Raw genomic sequence first — 18,214 nt, 5'->3', positions numbered from 1 at the left:
CGGTCGAGGCCGGACATCACCCGGAAGAACTAATCCCAGCTCAGCTCGCCCCGCCCGGCTGCTGATCGTTCCCCGAATTTCCGAGGTACGCCGGAGGCGCCGCACCGCGCGGCAGCAATCGAGAGGCGGCGATGCGCTCGGAGAGCCCGGAGGCCTCGAGCGCCTCGGTCAGGGCCCGCCGCAACTCCCGCTGGACGGTCGCCTGGCCGTCGGCGGTGGTCTTGGCGATCGTCCGGATGGTCGCGCCGTCGACGGTCAGTTGCTCGACCCCGACCACGTCGGGCGGCTCCAGGAATTCGGTCTGGTGGTCGGGCAGCTCGGCGACGGCCTGGGCCGCTTCGCGCAGCACGGCGATGGCACGCTCGGAGTTGACGAAGCCGATCGGGATGTCGATCACGACCATGGCCCAGCCCTGGCTCTTGTTGCCGACCCGGACGATCTCGCCGTTACGGATGTACCAGAGCACCCCGCGCGCGTCGCGGATGGTGGTGATGCGCAGGCCGACGGTCTCGACCACGCCGGTCGCCTCGCCCACATCGACCGTGTCGCCGACGCCGTACTGGTCCTCGAGCAGCATGAAGAGGCCGGCGATCAGATCCTTGACCAGGCTCTGGGCGCCGAAGCCGAGGGCCACGCCGACGATGCCGGCGCTGGCCAGCAGCGGCCCGAGGTTGAAGCCGAGCTCACCGAAGACCAGCAGGGCGGCCATCGTGAACACCACGGCGCTCACGAAGCTGCGCAGCACCGACCCGATCGCCTCGGCCCGCTGCCGCCGGCGCTCGGGGATGAACTGACCGTCCTCGGCCGTGGCCGTGACCTTCTCGCGCAGCGGCCGCAGCAGGGCCGGCATCGAGGCGCGGCTCGAGGTGTGGGTCAGGCGGTCGATCGCGCGGTGCAGCAGCCACCGGATGAGCAGGGCGATCAGGATGATGCCGATGATCCGCAGCGGCTTCACGATGACCACGTAGCTGCTGTTGGCGAGCCACTGGTTGTGCGTCCACTCGTAGACCCGGCTGCAGACGACATCGGTTTTGCAGATCGCGGACACGTCGGGCGACTGGAAGTAGTCGGTGGGGGTGGGCGAGCTCGGACCGGGGTTGGGGGCTAGCAACAACACGGGGAGCCACCGTACCGGGCGCGGCCGGGCCGGCTCTCAGCCACCACTCAGCGCTGTGACCTCAGACGTTTACCGTCCAGCCACGGATTGTGCTCGCAATTTGGTCATCCATCAGGGACTATTGGCGCACGGGACCTCGTCGCCGAGGCCTCGCTACCGGACCACGGGCAGTATTCGATCGAGCAAAAGCATCAGGAGCGGTGACAAGCACCAACCCCGAAGGGTGACAGCGATGCCTGACATACGACCTACAGTGGGCTCATCCGCGTTGGTTCTGAACGCCACCTACGAGCCGCTGTGCGTCGTATCTGTGCGTCGGGCGACCATCCTGGTGCTGACGGCCAAGGCCGAGTGCGTCTCCGACGGTGACGGCCTGCTGCACAGTGTGCGCACCACCCTTCCCGTCCCGTCCGTGGTTCGCCTGACGAGGTACGTGAAGGTTCCGTACCGTACGCATGTCGGCCTCTCCCGCCGGGCGATCTTCGCGCGTGACGGGGGCCGGTGCGCCTACTGCCGAGGTTCGGCCGAGACCATCGACCACGTGTTCCCGCGCAGTCGCGGCGGCCTGCACGCGTGGGACAACGTCGTGGCGGCCTGCGCCAAGTGCAACCACAGCAAGGGCGACAAGACCCCGGCGGAGCTCGGCTGGCGGCTCCACCAGATACCAGCGGCGCCCCGGGGGGTGGCCTGGCGCGTTCTCGGACACCGCACGCCCGACCCCCGTTGGGCCGACTGGCTCGACCTCCCTGCCGCCCCCGCCGTAACGGCTGAGGCGGCTTGATTGTTTCTAGGGCTCAGTTGGTGGACCTCGCCTCGCTCCCACGTGATCCACCAGATATGCCCTAGGTCTTCTTCGCGGAGACCAGGGACGCGAAGACCACGATGTTGTCGGAATAGCCCGTGCTGCCGCCGACCCAGCGGCCGCCGCAGGTCACCAGGCGCAGTGACGGCCGGCTGTAGTCGCCGTAGACCCGCTGCACCGGCAGCTTGCCCTTGTCGAAGTGCTCGACCGAGTTCACCTCGAAGACGGCGACCGAGTTGTCGGCCCGGGTCACCTCGATGCGCTGACCCGGCTTGAGCTTCGGCAGGCCGTGGAAGACCGAGGGGCCCGTACGCGTGTCCGCGTGCCCGACGATCAGGGCCGGCCCGAATTGTCCCGGGGTGGGCCCGCCGTCGAACCAGCCGGCCTCGTTGTGACGCTTGAGCGGCGGCACCCCGACCGACCCGTCCGAGGCCAGCCCCACCTCGAGGATCGGGGCCCGCACGTTGATGGCCGGAATGCTCAGCCGCTCGGGCCGGCTCGGGTCGAGCACCGGGAACGCCCGCGGCGGGGGCTGGTTCTTCGCCGAACCGCCGAACAGCCCGGTCAGGTCGAGGTTGGTGGCCGCGCCCAGGCCCATGGCGACCACGAACAGGCCGAGGAAGAGCAGCGCGAGCGCGATCAGGCCGATCGGCCACGGCTTCTTGCCGCGCATGGGCCGGGGCGGCTGCCGGGGTTGCGGGCGGGGGCTGGGTGCGCGAAAGGGAGGGCGGCCGCGGGTGCGGGGCGGCGGCGGCAGTGGCCCCGTGATGGTGCCGGGCGGCGGGGCGACGATCTGGGCCGGGCGCTTGCGCAGCACCGACTCGGGCATGCGAGGCCCTCGCACCGGGGGCGGCTGTCGGCTGGCCATGCGGGCCTCAGCCGAGCCGCCGCCGGCGCAGGGCGACCACGCCGAGCCCGATGGCCGCCGCGATGACGGCGAGGCCGCTGCCGATCAACAGGGGCGCGCTGCGTCCCGGGGCAGTGCCGCCCGCACCGGTGGCCGGGCCGCGGGCCGGCTGCACCTTGGCCACCACGTGCAGGGTGGCCGACGCCGTGGCGCCGTCGGGGCAACGCAGGTCGATCCGGTAGTCGCCGGGGCGAGTGCTCGAGGGCACCCGCGCGGTCGCGGTCAGGAAGCCGTAGCGCGGCGCCACCGTGACCGTGCCGAACAGCCCCGAGTTGACCGTCGCTGCCTTGAGATTGTCGTCACACGAGGCGCGAAGTCCGACGTCGTCGCCCGCCGGGACCGTGCTCGGGCTCAACTCGAGAAAGACAGCGGCCCGGGCCGCCGCCGCCGGCTCGGCCGGCAAGATCGGGATGAACAGGACAGGTAGGCCCAGAGCGAGCGCCGCCAGGGCGGCGGGGACGGACAAGCGCATCGATTCCCCCTCCTGCCGTTCGAGGGCGCGTGGGCACGAACGGCGCGTGTGGGTGATTTTCGCACCCCGCGGCCAATTCCGCGTAGATCCCGACGGCGTGAGACCCGTCGGGCCGTCCGCCGGCCGCCCTTGACCAGACTGAAGACCTGCCCTATGCGACACCCGGCGACTCGGGATGTCCGTCGCTCCGCTACCGTGACTGGTGTTCGATTCATCAGGGAATTCAGGCGCCTGGGGGCGTTGAGGTTGTCGATTCTTAGTACCGTGCTGATCTATCTGATCATTCCGGCGGGTGTGATCGCGCTGGTGGCCGCGCTCGTACTGGCGGGCGGCCGCAGCGAGAAGCCTGATCGCCGCTACCGGCCGGGCCGTCCGTACACGTTCCAGCCGATCTGGTTCCTGGCCTCGCCGGAACAGGTCGTCGGCCACGACCAGCCGGCCGCGGCCGGCCGCGGGAACGGCCAGGCCGCCCTCACCGGTCCCGTGCTGGAAGACAGCACCGGCGCCCGGATCAAGGCCGGTCCGACAGGAGGCGCAAGTGACAGCTGGTGACCTGGCCGCTCAGGGTGGGCACAACCAGCCCCTGACCGAGCTCGACCACCCGGGCGGCGACACCATCGTGGCCCACAGCCATGCCGCCGACGGTCCCTTCACCACCCGACAGCTTCTCCGGCTCGACCACGCGCTGCGCGTCGCCAACGACGAGACGGGGCTGACCTTCAGCGTCTACCTCGGCGAGTTCGAGACGCCGGCCCGCGAGTTCGCCGAGAAGCTGCACAAGCAGGTCGAAAACTCCGACCACGGCGTGCTCGTCGCGGTCTCGCCCAACCAGCGCAAGCTCGAGATCGTCACCGGCAACGAGGCGCGCAAGCGCATCTCCGACCGGGACGCGAAGCTGGCCGGCCTGTCCATGGCGGCCGCGTTCGCGGGCGGCGACCTGGCCGGTGGCATCGTCGCCGGTCTCGACCAGCTGGCCACTCACGCGGGCCGCAGTTAGTCAGATCTAGGACAGCGCCCTCGCCCCGCCGCTGGTGGGACGGGGGCGCTCGTCATTGTGCGGAATCCGAAACCGAGCGGTAACAACACTGTGTAGGTAAGCTGATCACCCCGTGCAAGCGGCATCGCGGAGGTGGTCCGGGTGGTGATGACGAGTCCCGCGGCGAGCAGCCCGCCCCGGTGGACTGCGCCGGACGGGCAGTGGACCGAGCCCGATCTGCACCTCTTCCCGCAGGACGGTCACCGTTACGAGATCGTCGACGGCAGCCTGCATGTCGCACCGCCCGAGCCCGAGTCGCACGAGGCGCTGGTGCGCGCGGTCGTCACCACCCTGCGCGCGGCCGCCCCGCCGGGTTGGTGGGTCTGTGACCGACTGGGCGTCGAGATCGGCCAGAGCAACCTGGTGCCCGACGTCACCGTGCTGCGCCCCCGCTCGTCCGGGGCGATCTGGTGCGACCCGGCCGACGTGGCCCTGGTCGTCGAGGTCGAGACGAGCGCCACCCGCCGCTTCGACCGTCTGCTCAAGCCCTCGCTGTACGCCGAGGGCGGCATCCCGGCGTTCTGGCGGGTCGAGCCCGGCCGGCTGAGCCCAGTGCTGCGGACGTACGAGCTGGGCGCCGCCCGCTATCGGGCCCAGCACAGCATCGAGGGCGCCGAGCCGGTCAAGCTCGACGCCCCCTATCCCGTCCGAGTAGCCCCAGCTAGGTGGGGCAATCCCCGCCGAGCGGAGCGAGGCCATCTACACAGCGGCATCCTTCGCTCGGGCCTTGAGGGCGCGGACGACGCCGTCGCGGCCCTCGGCGACCAGGCGCCGCAGTGAGGCCGGGTGCCCGTCGCGGGCCAGCCAGGCGTCGGTGAGTTCCACCGTGCGCTCGCTGACCTGGTAGACCGGGTAGCCCATCTGCACGAACTCCTGCGCCGGCTCGCTGTCCGAGCGGGCCCACACGTCGGCCACCACGTCGAAGTACTTCTCGGCGTAGGGGACGGTCAGCTCGGTCTGCTTGGCGCTCTGGAAGCCGCTGAGCAAGGAGCGGTTGAGCCAGTTGGGCAGGTCGGCCTCGCCGGTCAGCTCGCCCCACACCCGGGCCTTGTTCTCGGCGGTGGGGATGAGCGCCCGGGCGATCGCCGCCTCCCGCTCGCCGCTGGCCGTGCGGTCGGAGTTCAGCTCGGTCTCGATCTCCTCCTCGCCGGCCGCGCCCAGCGACGCCAGCGACTGGAGCAGCGACCAGCGCAGTTCGGTGTCGACGACCAGGCCCTCGGGCACGCCCGTGCCCTCGAGCCAGCCCCGCAGCACGGCCTGTTCCTCCGGCGTACGGGAGGTGGTGATCAGCGAGCGGGCCCAGCTGAGCTGCCATCCGCTGCCCGGCTCGGCCGCTGCCAGCGACGTGCGGGCCAGCTCGGCCAGCCGTGCCCAGCCGGTCGGCGTCCAGGCCGGGTCGGCGTACTGGGCGACGGCGGTGGCCGCCTGCCGGGCCGTCCAGGTGGTGAGATTGATGTCGGTCTCGGCGGGCAGACCCGAGCAGACCAGCGTCACGTAGTCGCGGGTGGCCATCTCGCCGTCGCGCAGCATGTCCCACGCCGCGTTCCAGACCAGCGCGCGCGACAGCGACGAGTCGAGCCCGTCGATGTGCCGCACCACGACGGCCAGCGAACCCTCGTCGAGCCGCAGCTTCGTGTACGACAGGTCGTCGTCGTTGAGCAGCACGACATCGGCCGCCTTGACGCCCACCAGCGCCGGGATCTCGGTGCGCTCGCCGGTCACGTCGATCTCGAGCAGGTCGCGCCGCACGAGGCGCTTGCCCTCGAGGTCGTAGAGGCCGACCCCGATGCGGTGGGTGCGCAGCGTCGGATAGTCGGCCGGGGCCTCCTGGTGCACCAGCACGCGGGTGTAGGCGCCGTCCGGCCCCACCTCGACGATCGGGCGCAGCGTGTTGACCTGGGCCGTCTCGAGCCACTGGGCGGCGAACTTGCGGAGCTCGCGGCCGGACGCCGTCTCGAGCTCGGTGAGCAGATCGTCGAAGGTGGCGTTGCCCCACGCGTGCTTGCCGAAGTAGGCGCGCAGGCCGGCGACGAAGGAGTCCTCACCGACATAGGCGACCAGCTGCTTGACGACGCTCGCACCCTTGGCGTACGTGATGCCGTCGAAGTTGACCTCGACGGCCTCGAGGTCGGGCATCTCGGTGTAGACCGGGTGGGTCGAGGACAGCTGGTCCTGGCGGTAGCCCCAGCTCTTGCGCACGGACAGGAAGGTCGTCCAGGCGTCGGTGAAGCGGGTGGCGTGCGAGCTGCACCAGTGGCTGGCCCACTCGGCGAACGACTCGTTCAGCCACAGGTCGTTCCACCAGCGCATGGTCACGAGGTCGCCGAACCACATGTGGGCCATCTCGTGCAGGATCGTGTTCGCGCGCTGCTCGTACTCGAAGTCGGTGACCTGCGAGCGGTAGATGTAGTGCGACTCGGCGTGCGTGACGCAGCCGAAGTTCTCCATCGCGCCGGCGTTGAAGTCGGGCACCCAGAGCTGGTCGTACTTGGGCAGCGGGTAGCGCACGCCGAACTGCTCGTGGAAGAAGTCGAAGCCCTGCTTGGTGATCAGGAACAGGTCGTCCGGGTCGAGGTACTGAGCCATCGAGGCCCGGCAGTAGACGCCCAGATCGATGCCGTCGTGCGAGTCGCGCACCTCGTGGTACGGCCCCGCGCAGATCGCGGTGATGTAGGTGCTCATCCGCGGCGACTGCTGGAAGTGCACGGTCTTGGCGCCGGGGCCCGCGGCCTCGTCCCGCTCGACCGGCATGTTGGAGACGATCTTCCAGTGCTTCGGCACGGTGGCGTGCCAGGTGTAGACGCTCTTGAGGTCGGGCTGGTCGAAGCAGGCGTAGACCCGTTGGGCGTCGGCCGTCTCGAACTGGCTGTAGAGGTAGACCTCTTTGTCGACCGGGTCGAGGCTGCGCTGCAGGCCCTGGCCGCTGGCCGAGTAGAAGAAGTCGGCGTCGACCACCAGTTCGTTCTCGGCGGCGAGGCCGGTCAGGGTCAGGCCCTTCTCGGCCGAGAAGCCAGTCAGGTCGACCGGCTCGCCGTTCAGGGTCGCGGACCGCACCGACGAGGCCGCGGTCTCGATGAAGGTTTCCGCACCGGGCTCGCGGCAGGTGAACGTCACAACCGTGGTGGAGCGGAAGGTGCCGTCGCCGGGATTGCCGTAGCCGTCGGTCAGATCCAAGGTGATGTCGTATCCGGTGACCTCCAGCAGGCGTGCCCGCTCGGCCGCCTCCACCTGGGTCAAATTACGAACTCCGGCCACAGCCACTCTCCTCTGAGCGCACAAGCTTTCCTCCGCCAGCCTAGGCGGACGCCAGGTGTCCCACCTCACCCGGACCGGAACCCGCGGCGATAGCGACACCAGATAGTTGCGTGGAGGAGTATCTGACTCATGACTGAACGCGCCACGGTCGACATGTGGTTCGACCCCGCCTGCCCCTGGGCCTGGATTACCTCGCGCTGGCTGCTGGAGGTCGAGAAGGTCCGTCCCCTCGACATCCGGTTCAACGTGATGAGCCTGGCCGTGCTCAACCAGGGCCGCGACCTGCCTTCGGACTACACCAGCTTCCTCGAGAAGGCCTGGGGTCCCGTACGGGTCTGCATCGCCGCCGAGGAGGCCGCCGGCCCGCAGGTGCTCCGCGACCTCTACACCGCCCTCGGCACCCGGATCCACCTGCGCAAGTACGAGTTCGGCGAGCAGCTCTACACCGAGGCGCTGACCGAGGCCGGCCTCGACCCGGCGCTGGCCGACGCGGCTGGCAGCAACGCCTGGGACGACGCACTGCGTGGCAGCCACGACGCCGGCATGAAGCCGGTCGGGATGGACGTCGGCACCCCGGTCATCCACGCCCCCGGCCCCGGCGGGGGCGACGAGAAGATCGCCTTCTTCGGCCCGGTCGTCACCCCGGCGCCCAGGGGCGAGGCCGCGGGCCGCCTGTGGGACGGCGTGATGCTGGTCGCCGGCACTCCCGGTTTCTACGAGATCAAGCGCACACGTGACATCGGTCCGGTATTCGACTGATCCCGGCGAAAGCGCTACCGGCCGTTCCGCCACGTCGTTGGATGGGGTGATGCTCACCTCATTCCACGACGAGGCGGAAATGACTGACTCCGACGCGGTCGCCCTGTCGGCCATCACGGTGCACCGTGACGACTGGGTAAACCTCCCGCCCGAGCTGGCCGCGCTGGTGGCGCCGCCGGTCACGGTCTCGGCAGTGCCGGTCGAACGCCCGGTCGGCAGTTGGCGCCGTGGCCAGCTGGCCAGGTCACGGGGCAACATGCCCGTCGGACGGCACCGCGGAGCCGCCCGGTAACTTCTTGTGTCATGACGGTCGTGCACCCGATCAGCCGGGCCTGGGTCACCACTGGTGGCACGGGCGCCCAGAACTACGACGAATTCGCCGACGACGCCGAAATAACGTCCATCATCGCCGACAATCCGCATAGTTCGCTCGCTGTCGAGATGCCGCACCTGGCACCCGAGTCGCTGGGCAAAACCTTTGCCGCCTCGCTGCCCGACGCGGTGGCCCGGCTCGCGCTCGAGCGCGCCGAGGGCCTCTACACGCCGGCCGACGAGGTCGTCGTGCTCTACCGGATCACCGCCGCGGGCGAGCCTCCCGCGTACGGGCTGTGGTGCCTGGTCGACACCGACCAGATCTCGACCAGCGCCGACGAGCCGGGCCTGGTCATCCGCAACGAGGACGTCTTCCTCGAGAAGGTCCGCGAGCGCGTGGCCCTGGCCGAGGCGGTGGGGACGCTGCTGTCCCCGGTCCTGTTGCTGCAGACCGGTAAGGGTGAGCAGCTGCACGCGGCCCTGGCCGCCGCCACCGACGCCGCGGGCGCCCCGGCCGCGACCGACGTCGACCAGACCGGCCGCACCCACGCCATCTGGCTGCTCGGTCCCGGCCCCCAGCAGGACGAGCTGACCGCCCTGGCCGGCGGGGGCGAGCTGGTCGTGGCCGACGGCAACCACCGCAGCCTGGCCGCGCAGACCGCCGGCCTGCCACGCTTCCTGGCCGTCGTCACCACGCCCGCCTCGGTCGCCATCCAGCCCTACAACCGCCTGGTCAGCGAGCTGCCGCTGCCCCTCGACGAGCTGCTGGCGCGGCTGCGCGAGGCCGGGGCGACGGTCACCGAGGTGCCCCGGCCCGCGCGCATTCCGGGCAAGGGCACCATCGAGCTGTATGCCCCCCATCTGCCCGGGTCCTCCGCGCCGTCCGAAGGACCAGGCGTCGGTAGCGGCGCAGGGCGATCCTTCGCCGTCGGCCTGCCGGTCAACACCAACCTGGCCGACGTCGACAACCTCGACCACGCTCTGGTCGAGCGGGTGCTGCTGCGCGACGCCCTGGGGCTCGACCCGGGCGACAAGCGGATCAACTACGTGGGCGGCGACTACCCGGCCGAGTGGCTGCGGGGCGAGGTCGAGGCGGGCCGGTCCGAGCTGGCCGTGCTGATCGCGCCGGTCACCGTCGACGACTTCGTCCGGGTGAATCTCGAACGGCAGAAGCTGCCCCGCAAGAGCACCTGGTTCACGCCCAAGGCGCGGGGCGGTCTCGTCCTCAGCCAGCTCGACTGACCATGCTCAACCCCCAGGTGACGGCTGCGGCCGGGCTGCGTGCCCGGCCGCCGGCTGAGCTCTCCGACTCGTACGAAATCCTGCAGTTCGTGCGGCAGGCGATGGAGGACTCGAACGAGGCCGAGTGCGGCCCGGCCCTGCCGTTGCCGGTGGTGGCCGACGTCGACGCCGGGGGAGTGCCGGCCCGGCTCTACGCCGCCCGGGTCGACGCGCCCGTGTTCGTCTACGTGCACGGCGGCGGCTGGTGCTACGGCAGCATCGAGACCGTCGACCGGGTGTGCCGGCGCATCGCCGACCGGTCCGGCTGTGCGGTGCTCTCCGTCGGCTACCGGCTCGCGCCCGAACACGTCTTCCCGGCCGCTCTGGACGATGTCGAGACGGTCATCGCGTACGTGCGCAAGGCCGGCGCCGAGCTCGGGGTCGACCCTTCACGGCTGGCCATCGGCGGCGACAGCGCGGGTGGCCAGCTGGCCACGGTCGTGGCCCGGCGGCAGCGCGACGCGGCGACCCCGCTCGACCTCCAGGTGCTCATCTACCCCGCGATCGACCCGATGACCGCCTCCGAGTCGTACGACGAGGTCGGCTCGTACGGCCTCGACCGGGCCTCGATGCAGCGGGCCTGGGCGACGTACGCCCCCGATCCGCTGACCCGGTTCACGCCCGACGTGGCCCCGCTGGCCGCGGACGACCTGGCCGGCCTGCCACCCGCGCTGATCATCACGGCCGAGTACGACGCCCTGCGCGACGAGGGCGCCGACTACGCCGACGCGCTGCTCGCGGCCGGGGTGCCGGTGGTGCACACCCGCTACATGGGGGTGAATCATGGATTCGCCCGCAAGCTCGCGGTGATCGACGATGCCCGGGTGGCCACCGATCAGGTCGCCGCCTACCTGCGCGCGGGCCTGACCTTCTGACCGCCGCATTCGAAGAGAGAGTGAGACCATGCGCGTCTACCTGGGTTCCGACCACGCCGGTTACGAGCTGAAGATGCACCTCGTGAACCACTTGATCAAGCAGGGCCACGATGTCGTCGACGTGGGGCCGCACGTCTACGACCCGGACGACGACTACCCGGCCTTCTGCCTGCACACGGGGGCGCGGGTGGTCGCCGACGAGGGCTCGCTGGGCATCGTGATCGGCGGTTCGGGCAACGGCGAGCAGATCGCCGCCAACCTGATCGACGGCGTGCGCGCCGCGCTGGTCTGGCGCACCGAGATCGCCCAGCTGGCCCGCCAGCACAACGACGCCAACGTCATCGCCATCGGCGCCCGCGAGCACACCCTCGACGAGGCCACCGCCTTCGTCGAGACGTTCCTGGCCACCCCGTTCTCGGGCAACCCGCGCCACGCCCGCCGCATCGCCCAGCTGGCCGAGTACGAGGCGAGCCGTCCGGTGCTGCCGGAGCTTCCGGCCAGCTGATCTCAGCGGTTGCGGGGCAGTTCCTCCCGCGGCACCCAGTTCCGGCGGACGATCGTCAGGTTGCGGTCGGCGTCGGCCAGCTCCTGCTCGCTGGGGCGGGCGGCGTCCCGGGCGCGCAGCGCCGCGCCCACGCTGACCTGCGACGACCCCGAGCCGACGAGGCCGCGCAGACCGCGCTCGAGCTCCCGGTCGTCCCCGTTGCCGCCCGGCCCGGGCGGTTGACGACGGCTGCCGCCGTTGCGCGGCGGTCGCACCAGCCGCTCGATCGGCGCCGGCACGGCCGCCCCCGCCGACTCCGCTTCGGGAACCGGGTCGGCGATCGGCTCGGTCAGGGCCGCACCCGCGGCCGGCCCGGCGGTCTCGTCGGTGGTCGGCGGCGGGGACGGCACCGCGGAACCGGAGGAGGGACGCAGGCGACGTCGGCGGCGTTCGGGCTCAGCCATGCCGCCGACGCTACCGCGAGCACCGTCAGAACACCTCGAGGACGCCCGGCAGGCGGTACCACTGGAACGCTGTCGAGGGCAGGTTGCCGGTGAACTGCTGGACGCGGCCGGCCGTGGCCAGCGTGGCCAGCGTCGTGCCGCCCAGGTAGGCCGCGCCCAGCTCGGTGATCGAACAGGCGAAGTCGGGGGCGTCGTCCGTGCGTACGCAGGAAGCCTTCTCGGCGTCGCCGGTGAGCCGCCAGCGTCCGTTGTTGGCCTCGAGAACCGGATCGGTCACCTCGAACACGGCGTCGACCGGGCTCGCGTAGCGGCGGGCCTCGAGCGCGGCCGGCAGGTCGACCAGCCGGATCCAGAGCGCGTCGGCGTAGCGCCGGCCCAGCTTGCGGGGCTCGTCGACCATGAACTGCAGCGGCTCGTCGACGCTCGCGAAGTCGTACGACGCCGTCCGGGCCAGGTCGGTGCCGAACAGGAACCTCCACAGCGCCGCGTAGACGCCCGGATCGCCCGCCACCAGCTCGTTCACGCGCACGTCGGCGGCCGGGCCGTGCGAGTCCCAGTCGCTCTTCACCCGCCACAGGGCATAGCCGACAGGCCCGTCCGCGGTCTCGTAGACCACGCCGCGCATGGTGGTCGCGCCGTCGCGCATCGCGTCGTTGTCGGCCAGCAGGTAGTCCCACCAGTAGCCGGGGCGGCTCGACCAGCCCACCCGATGGATCCGTACGGCGTCGTGCACCGCGACGAGTTCGGCGCGCGCCGCCTTCGGATCGATCAGCCGGAACTTGCCGGCCGGCGCCTCGGGCCCGGTGACGGTGATCTCACGGCTGCGGACGTCGAGGCGGAGCCGGTCGGCGGCCGGGCCGTAGCCGTAGCGCGGGTAGATCGCCGTCTCGCTGGCCCAGAGCGCCGCCACGGGCTCGCGGCCGGCCTCGGCGATGTCGGTGAGCTGGCGGCGCATCATGGCGGTCAGCAGGCCCTGCCGGCGGTGGGTGGGCGCGACGCCCACGCCCGTCACGTGCGCGACCGGGATCACCGCCCCGGGCACCGTCAGGTCGCGCGTCTGAACGGCCGCGTTGCCGACGATCAGGCCGTCGTCGTCGGCCACCACCGACCGCTCGGGCTCGATGATCCGCATCTCGAGGTCACGTTGATCGTCGGTGCCATGCTCATGGAAGAGAAACAGCAACAGGTCGGCGATCCCGCGCCGATCTTCGTCGGTGGCGGCGCGCAGGCGCACGGATTCGAACATAGGACTTGTGTAACGGACCGCGGGCCCGAGAGCGAATGGTTTGCCGGGTCGCTACTCTCGATGAGGGCGGGTGGGACGCACCGCCCGACCGGAGGGGGAACCAATGCCTGAGCAACCGCAGTGGTCGGAGCGGACGCTCGACATGCCGCCACAAGACCCGTGGGCCGACGCGCCCACCACGCCGACGCAGGGTGCGCCCCCGCCGACGGCGCAGTTCCCGGCGCCCGAGGCCGCGCCGCCCGCGCCGTTCAACCAGGGCCGTGCTCAGGTGAACGCCCGGCCGCGGGCCGAGCACGAGCCGACGGGCGTGGGCTGGCCCGGCGCCCCGGCGCCGCACGCACACCACCCCATCAGCTGGAAGTGGAGCGAGCTGCGCCAAGGCGGCGAGTGGACCAGCGCCGCGGTGCTGTTCGCCTTCGTCTGCTGGGGCATATGGGCCCTGTCGGGCGAGGGCCCGTTCGGCACACCGACGATCGTGCTGGTGGTCACGCTGGCCGTCGCGGTCGGCGTCTTCTGCCTGGCCCGGGTCGTCGGCCACCTGGTGATCGAACGCCAGATGGGCCGTGTCCGGCGCACCGCCCGCGGGTCACACCTGGTCACGGCCCTCTTCCTGGCCGGCGTCGGCCTCGCCTGGCTGCAGCAGACCGAGTGGGTCATGGACGCCTTCCACTGGGTCGTCGACCTGTTCGCTAGCTGACGGGCTTGCCGCCGGTGACGCCCAGCACCTCACCGGTGGTGTAGCTCGACTCCGGGCTGGCGAAATAGACGTACGCGGCGGCCAGCTCGGCCGGCTGCCCGGCCCGGCCGAGCGGGACGTCCTCCCCGAAGGTCTTGATCTTTTCCTCGTGCATGGTGGCCGGGATGAGCGGCGTCCAGATCGGCCCTGGTGCGACCGCGTTGACCCGGATGCCCTGTTCGGCCAGATCCTCGGCCAGCGCCTTGGTGAAGGCCACGATGCCGCCCTTGGTGGTGGCGTAGTCGAGCAGGTGGGCCGAGGACTGATAGGCCTGCACCGACGCCGTGTTGATGATCGTCGCGCCCGGCTGCAGGTGCGGGACGGCCGCCCGGCAGAGCCAGAACATCGCGTACAGGTTGGTCTTCATCACCCGGTCGAACTGCTCGTCGGTGATGTCGGTGATCCCGCCCGGCTGGGCCATCTGATAGGCCGCGTTGTTGACCAGGATGTCCAGGCCGCCCAGCTCGGTCCGGGCCCGGTCGATGATCGCGCGGCAGTGCGCCTCGTCGCGGATGTCGCCCGGAACGAGCACCGCCTTGCGGCCGGCCTTCTCGATGTGCTGGGCGGTGTCGCGCGCGTCGTCCTCCTCCTCGGGCAGGTAGGAGATCAGCACGTCGGCGCCTTCCCGCGCGTACGCGATGGCGACCGCCCGCCCGATGCCGGAGTCGCCGCCGGTGATGACCGCCTTGCGGCCGCTGAGCCGGCCCGAGCCCTGGTAACTCTGTTCGCCGTGATCCGGGCGGTCCGGCATCGCCGCGGTCGAGCCGGGCGGTTCCTGGTCGCCGCCGTCGAGCGCCGGCCCGGGGTACTTGCTGCGCGGATCCAATCCGGTTACCTCCTGATTACCGTCCGAGGTGTGCTGACCAGCACGGTATGCCCGCGAACGGACCGGGTAATCCGGCCGCCGTGATTGATCAGCGAGTGGGCGTCGTCGTGATCACCTGGCAGCGGCGCGATGAGGCGGTGGCCGCGGTGCGGCGCCTTCGTGAGCTGCCGGGGCAGCCCCCGGTCGTGCTGGTGGACAACGGCTCCACCGACGGCACGGCCGAGGCCGTCCGGCGGGAGTTCCCCGAGGTCGACGTCGTGGCGCTGACCGAGAACCTGGGTGCGGTCGGCCGCAACATCGGGGTCGCCCGCCTCCGTACGCCCTATGTGGCGTTCTGCGACGACGACACCTGGTGGGAACCGGGTTCGCTGACCCGGGCGGCCGACGCCCTCGACGCTTTCCCGCGCCTGGCGCTCGTCAACGCGCGCATCGTCGTGGAGCCGGACGGCGTGGACGACCCGATCGTCGAGGAGCTGCGCGGCTCGCCCGTGCCCGGCCCCGACTGGCTGCCCGGCCCGGCGCTGGGCAGCTTCCTGGCCGGCGCCTCGGTGGTGCGGCGCGAAGCCTTCGAGCAGGCCGGCGGCTTCAGCGAGCGGCTCTGGCTGGGCGGCGAGGAGGAGCTGCTCGCCACCGACCTGCTCGGCTCGGGTTGGGAGCTGTGCTACCTGGAGGATCTGGTGGTGCACCACCGCGCGTCGGTGCTGCGCGACGCCGTCCACCGGCGGCGGGTGGGCTTGCGCAACACGCTGTGGTTCACCTGGCTGCGCCGACCGATCGGCCCGGCCCTGCGCCGCAGCGCCTTCCTGGCCCGTACGGTGCCGCACGACCGCACCTCGGCGCTGGCCGTGTGGGATGCGCTGCGGGGACTGCCCTGGCTGCTGACGGCCCGCCGGCCGCGCCCCGCCGATGTCGAGGCGCGGCTGGCCGGACTGGACGAGGCGCAACGCCGCTCGAAGGCCCGCCGCTACGCCGGTTGACCGCGCGGCTCGGAGACGTGGGCGGCGACGATCCGCCAGCCCTCGGGCAACCGCACCCACGTCTGCGACTGGCGGCCGAGCACCTCGCTGCCGGGATAGCCGAACAACGTGTTCACCACGGCGACATCCGGCCCGTAGGCCTGGATGATCGTGTCCTTGAGGCGCCGGCCGGGTGGCAGCGGCGGCTGCGCGAGCCGCCACCGCCGCTGCTCCTCCAGGCCGACCTGCATGTCGGCGAGGCCGTAACGGACGGCGTCGCCGGCGAAGAATCCGATGATCGCGTCGACGTCGTTGCGGATCAGGGCTTTCTCGTACGCCTCGAAGGCCGTACCGACCTCCGCGATGACGTCCGCGTCCACGACATTCCTCCGGTTGCGCTCGATGATCAGGAAACGGCGGGCTCTTCCTTACGCGGAGTCGGCACTCCACCTTCCGGCGCCTCGGTGAAGCTGTTGCCCTCGAAGCTCTCCTCTTCGTCCTTGTCCGGCACGCGGGGCGTCGGCTTGCCGAGCGCGAACACCACGCACACGACGGCGAGGAACAGGTAGCCGAGTGTCACCTGCCCGTCCGCGTTCCACTGCACCTTCTCGGCGTGGATGAGGCCGATGAAGCTGAGCACCGCCCCCGACCCGGCGAAGACCGCGGCGTGCCAGAACCGTTTGTCGATGATGAAGGCGACGATCGCGCCCAGCACCAGGCCGGCCAGGATCGCGCCCTCGCCCAGCGTCTTCAGCCCGTCGTAGACCACGCCCGCCCCGGCCAGCGCGCCCGTGCCGACCTCGGCCGCGGTGGTTCCGGCGGCGGCCAGCGCGTTGTCCATCTGTCCGGTGGCCCACGAGGCGATGTTCGGAATGAGCGCCGCGACCACCGCCGCCGCGTGGGCCCGCGGGGTCGCCTGGAAGGCCTGGGCGCCGATCAGCAGGCCGATGTAGAGCAGGATGGGCACGATGGCGGCGGTCGGGAAGATCGCGCCGAGCAGGCCGAACAGCCCGAAGAAGCAGAGCAGCGCGATCACCACGCCGGTCGCCATCGAGTAGCCGGTCCGGCCGCCGGCCGCCTTCCAGCCGGGGTGGCCGACATAGACCGCGGGCGGGAACGGCGAGCCCAGGCACGAGCCGATCACCGCGCCGGCGCCGTCGGCCAGCAGCACGCTGCGCAGGTTGTAGCGGTCGCCGGCGGTGGCGGCGCTCTCCACGTTGGTCATCGCCTCGGTGAAGTTGTAGACGCCGAGCGGGATCGCGGTGGCCAGCAGCGGCGCCATGTCGCGGAGCCCGTCGACCAGCAGGTCGAACTTGAGATGGGGGAAGGCGAACGCGATGTCCCGGGCGGCCGAGGTCACGTCGGGCACCGACATGGCCCCGCCGGCCCAGCCGATCGCCGTGCCGACGAGCAGCGCGGCCAATCCGATGGGGAAGTTGAACGGCAGCTTCACGTCGGTCAGCAGCCCGATCAGCAGCAGGCCGAGGACCGGCAGGGCGATCCACGCGTAGTTCCACATGTTGCCGGCCGGGTTCATCGAGATGAACGTGATCGAGATGCCGGCCAGGGTGCCGAGCAGCGCCGCCCGCGGGGTGTACTTGCGGATGTACGGGCCGACGAACGCGCCGATCAGCACGATCACGCCGATGATGAAGGCCCACGCGATCCCGGCCGTCCACGCCTGCACCGGGTTGCCGGTGTTCAGGTAGATCGGCAGCATGATCACGAAGATCACGATGAACATGTGCGGCACGCTGGGCCCGTACGGCAGCGCGGTGACGTCCGAGCGGCCTTCCTTCGCCGCCAGCCGCCGGGCCAGGAACGTGTAATAGACGTTGCCCGCGACGAGCGCGATGCCGAGCGCGGGCAGGATCACGCCGAAGACGTCGGACGCCGGCATCTTGATGACCCCGATGCACAGCGCCGTCAGGGTGAGGACGTTGACCAGCACGTTGACGCCGAAGCCGAAGAAGGCGTTGGTGTCTCCGCGTACCCAGATAGGAAGTTTGGCCGCAGTGGTGGTCGTCATTTCTGCTCCTGGAGGGCGGCGATGACAGTGGGGGAGTCGGCGACCCAGCCGAAGATGCCGCCCTGCGCGGCGATCATCTCCAGCCCGACGCGCTGGAATTCGGGAAAGTACGAGCCGACGCAATCGGCGAGCACGAGGCAGTCGTACCCGCGGTCGTTGGCCTCGCGGACCGTGGTGTGCACGCAGACCTCGGTCGTGACGCCCGTGACGATCAGTCGCCGGGCGCCGAATTTGTCGAGGATGCCGGACAGCTCGGTCGCGTAGAAGGCGCCCTTGCCCGGCTTGTCCACGACGATCTCACCGTCGACCGGCGCCAGCTCGTCGACGATGTCGTGGCCGTACTCGCCGCGCACCAGGATGCGGCCGAACGCGCCCTGCTCGCCGATGCCTCCGCGCGCCAGCTTGGCCGGTGGGCAGTCGGACAGATCGGGGAGGTGGCCTTCCCGGGTATGGACGATCGGCAGGCCGGCCGCGCGCCAGGCCGCCATGAGCGTGCTCAGTGGCTCGATGGTCCGGCTGAGCTGGGAAACGTCGTTGCCCAGGCTCTCGCCGAAGCCGCCGGGGAGAAGGAAGTCGCGCTGCATGTCGATGACGAGCAGCACGGTGCTGTCGGTGTCGAAGGAAAACGGGCCGGGGGTGGCGTCGACAGTCGGCATG

General features: G+C 71.0%; 21 protein-coding genes. 11 read left to right on the top strand and 10 right to left on the bottom strand.

What is annotated here, in order from left to right; all coding sequences use genetic code 11:
• Positions 1-40 precede the first annotated feature (40 nt).
• The gene (locus LXN57_RS43640; RefSeq protein WP_251804194.1) at positions 41-1,117 is read right to left on the bottom strand and encodes a mechanosensitive ion channel family protein; all 1,077 of its coding nucleotides are present in this window, start codon (positions 1,115-1,117) and stop codon (positions 41-43) included.
• Between the two features lie 232 nt (positions 1,118-1,349).
• Here LXN57_RS43640 and LXN57_RS43635 point away from each other — a divergent pair, with 232 nt between their 5' ends.
• Positions 1,350-1,898, top strand: a complete 549-nt coding sequence (locus LXN57_RS43635) for an HNH endonuclease (RefSeq protein ID WP_251804193.1) — start codon at positions 1,350-1,352, stop codon at positions 1,896-1,898.
• 61 nt (positions 1,899-1,959) lie between these two features.
• Here LXN57_RS43635 and LXN57_RS43630 read toward each other — a convergent pair whose 3' ends face one another.
• Together LXN57_RS43630 and LXN57_RS43625 are read right to left on the bottom strand one after the other, a co-directional pair.
• A complete protein-coding gene (locus LXN57_RS43630) occupies positions 1,960-2,748 on the bottom strand; it encodes a class F sortase (protein ID WP_251804192.1) in 789 nt (262 codons plus the stop codon).
• Positions 2,749-2,794: 46 nt separating this feature from the next.
• Positions 2,795-3,298, bottom strand: coding sequence for a hypothetical protein (locus tag LXN57_RS43625; RefSeq protein ID WP_251804191.1), 504 nt, complete (start codon positions 3,296-3,298; stop codon positions 2,795-2,797).
• Positions 3,299-3,562: 264 nt separating this feature from the next.
• Between LXN57_RS43625 and ctaJ the strand changes: the two genes are divergently transcribed.
• The 3 genes from ctaJ (at position 3,563) to LXN57_RS43610 (ending at position 5,114) form a co-directional block, all read left to right on the top strand.
• A complete protein-coding gene (gene ctaJ, locus LXN57_RS43620; protein ID WP_251804190.1) occupies positions 3,563-3,850 on the top strand; it encodes an aa3-type cytochrome oxidase subunit CtaJ in 288 nt (95 codons plus the stop codon).
• Between the two features lie 64 nt (positions 3,851-3,914).
• On the top strand, positions 3,915-4,295 hold the full coding sequence (locus LXN57_RS43615; protein WP_251804229.1) for a DUF5130 family protein: 381 nt from the start codon (positions 3,915-3,917) through the stop codon (positions 4,293-4,295).
• Between the two features lie 147 nt (positions 4,296-4,442).
• Positions 4,443-5,114, top strand: a complete 672-nt coding sequence (locus LXN57_RS43610) for a Uma2 family endonuclease (protein WP_251804228.1) — start codon at positions 4,443-4,445, stop codon at positions 5,112-5,114.
• Here LXN57_RS43610 and pepN read toward each other — a convergent pair.
• Positions 5,034-7,589, bottom strand: coding sequence for an aminopeptidase N (gene pepN, locus LXN57_RS43605; RefSeq protein WP_251804189.1), 2,556 nt, complete (start codon positions 7,587-7,589; stop codon positions 5,034-5,036). The two genes, LXN57_RS43610 and pepN, sit on opposite strands and share 81 nt — an antisense overlap.
• A gap of 129 nt (positions 7,590-7,718) precedes the next feature.
• On the opposite strand from pepN, the gene LXN57_RS43600 reads away from it, so the two are divergent.
• The 5 genes from LXN57_RS43600 to LXN57_RS43580 all read left to right on the top strand — a co-directional run bounded on the left by LXN57_RS43600 (position 7,719) and on the right by LXN57_RS43580 (position 11,321).
• The gene (locus LXN57_RS43600; RefSeq protein ID WP_251804188.1) at positions 7,719-8,348 is read left to right on the top strand and encodes a mycothiol-dependent nitroreductase Rv2466c family protein; all 630 of its coding nucleotides are present in this window, start codon (positions 7,719-7,721) and stop codon (positions 8,346-8,348) included.
• A 79-nt stretch (positions 8,349-8,427) separates the two neighbouring features.
• Positions 8,428-8,640 (top strand): hypothetical protein, encoded by a 213-nt coding sequence (locus LXN57_RS43595; protein ID WP_251804187.1) that lies wholly within the window; start codon positions 8,428-8,430, stop codon positions 8,638-8,640.
• Between the two features lie 11 nt (positions 8,641-8,651).
• Positions 8,652-9,902, top strand: a complete 1,251-nt coding sequence (locus tag LXN57_RS43590) for a DUF1015 family protein (RefSeq protein ID WP_251804186.1) — start codon at positions 8,652-8,654, stop codon at positions 9,900-9,902.
• Between the two features lie 2 nt (positions 9,903-9,904).
• On the top strand, positions 9,905-10,816 hold the full coding sequence (locus LXN57_RS43585; RefSeq protein WP_251804185.1) for an alpha/beta hydrolase: 912 nt from the start codon (positions 9,905-9,907) through the stop codon (positions 10,814-10,816).
• Positions 10,817-10,844: 28 nt separating this feature from the next.
• Positions 10,845-11,321, top strand: coding sequence for a ribose-5-phosphate isomerase (locus LXN57_RS43580; protein ID WP_251804184.1), 477 nt, complete (start codon positions 10,845-10,847; stop codon positions 11,319-11,321).
• Between the two features lie 2 nt (positions 11,322-11,323).
• On the opposite strand, the gene LXN57_RS48695 is transcribed toward LXN57_RS43580, so the two are convergent.
• Both LXN57_RS48695 and LXN57_RS43570 read right to left on the bottom strand, forming a co-directional pair.
• Positions 11,324-11,764 (bottom strand): hypothetical protein, encoded by a 441-nt coding sequence (locus LXN57_RS48695; protein WP_438872980.1) that lies wholly within the window; start codon positions 11,762-11,764, stop codon positions 11,324-11,326.
• Positions 11,765-11,789: 25 nt separating this feature from the next.
• Positions 11,790-13,010: a GNAT family N-acetyltransferase gene (locus tag LXN57_RS43570; protein WP_251804183.1), complete on the bottom strand. Its 1,221-nt coding sequence runs from the start codon at positions 13,008-13,010 to the stop codon at positions 11,790-11,792.
• 103 nt (positions 13,011-13,113) lie between these two features.
• On the opposite strand from LXN57_RS43570, the gene LXN57_RS43565 reads away from it, so the two are divergent.
• Entirely contained in the window at positions 13,114-13,707 is a 594-nt protein-coding gene (locus tag LXN57_RS43565; RefSeq protein ID WP_251804182.1) for a DNA-directed RNA polymerase II, read from the top strand.
• Here LXN57_RS43565 and LXN57_RS43560 read toward each other — a convergent pair.
• Entirely contained in the window at positions 13,700-14,572 is an 873-nt protein-coding gene (locus LXN57_RS43560) for an SDR family oxidoreductase (protein WP_369077307.1), read from the bottom strand. The two genes, LXN57_RS43565 and LXN57_RS43560, sit on opposite strands and share 8 nt — an antisense overlap.
• Positions 14,573-14,652: 80 nt before the next feature.
• Here LXN57_RS43560 and LXN57_RS43555 point away from each other — a divergent pair, with 80 nt between their 5' ends.
• Positions 14,653-15,549 (top strand): glycosyltransferase family 2 protein, encoded by an 897-nt coding sequence (locus LXN57_RS43555; protein WP_251804181.1) that lies wholly within the window; start codon positions 14,653-14,655, stop codon positions 15,547-15,549.
• On the opposite strand, the gene LXN57_RS43550 is transcribed toward LXN57_RS43555, so the two are convergent.
• Genes LXN57_RS43550 through LXN57_RS43540 form a run of 3 tightly spaced genes read right to left on the bottom strand, consistent with a single transcriptional unit; the run spans position 15,537 to position 18,213 of the window.
• On the bottom strand, positions 15,537-15,908 hold the full coding sequence (locus tag LXN57_RS43550) for an AtzH-like domain-containing protein (RefSeq protein ID WP_251804180.1): 372 nt from the start codon (positions 15,906-15,908) through the stop codon (positions 15,537-15,539). The two genes, LXN57_RS43555 and LXN57_RS43550, sit on opposite strands and share 13 nt — an antisense overlap.
• 26 nt (positions 15,909-15,934) lie before the next feature.
• Positions 15,935-17,557 (bottom strand): regulator, encoded by a 1,623-nt coding sequence (locus tag LXN57_RS43545; protein WP_251804179.1) that lies wholly within the window; start codon positions 17,555-17,557, stop codon positions 15,935-15,937.
• A complete protein-coding gene (locus tag LXN57_RS43540; protein WP_251804178.1) occupies positions 17,554-18,213 on the bottom strand; it encodes a cysteine hydrolase family protein in 660 nt (219 codons plus the stop codon). The genes LXN57_RS43545 and LXN57_RS43540 overlap by 4 nt, the downstream gene beginning before the upstream one ends.
• Position 18,214: the final 1 nt, after the last annotated feature.

Source organism: Paractinoplanes hotanensis (genome assembly GCF_023717965.1).
GTDB lineage: Bacteria > Actinomycetota > Actinomycetes > Mycobacteriales > Micromonosporaceae > Actinoplanes > Actinoplanes polyasparticus.
This window is presented reverse-complemented; position numbering and strand designations above follow the sequence as displayed.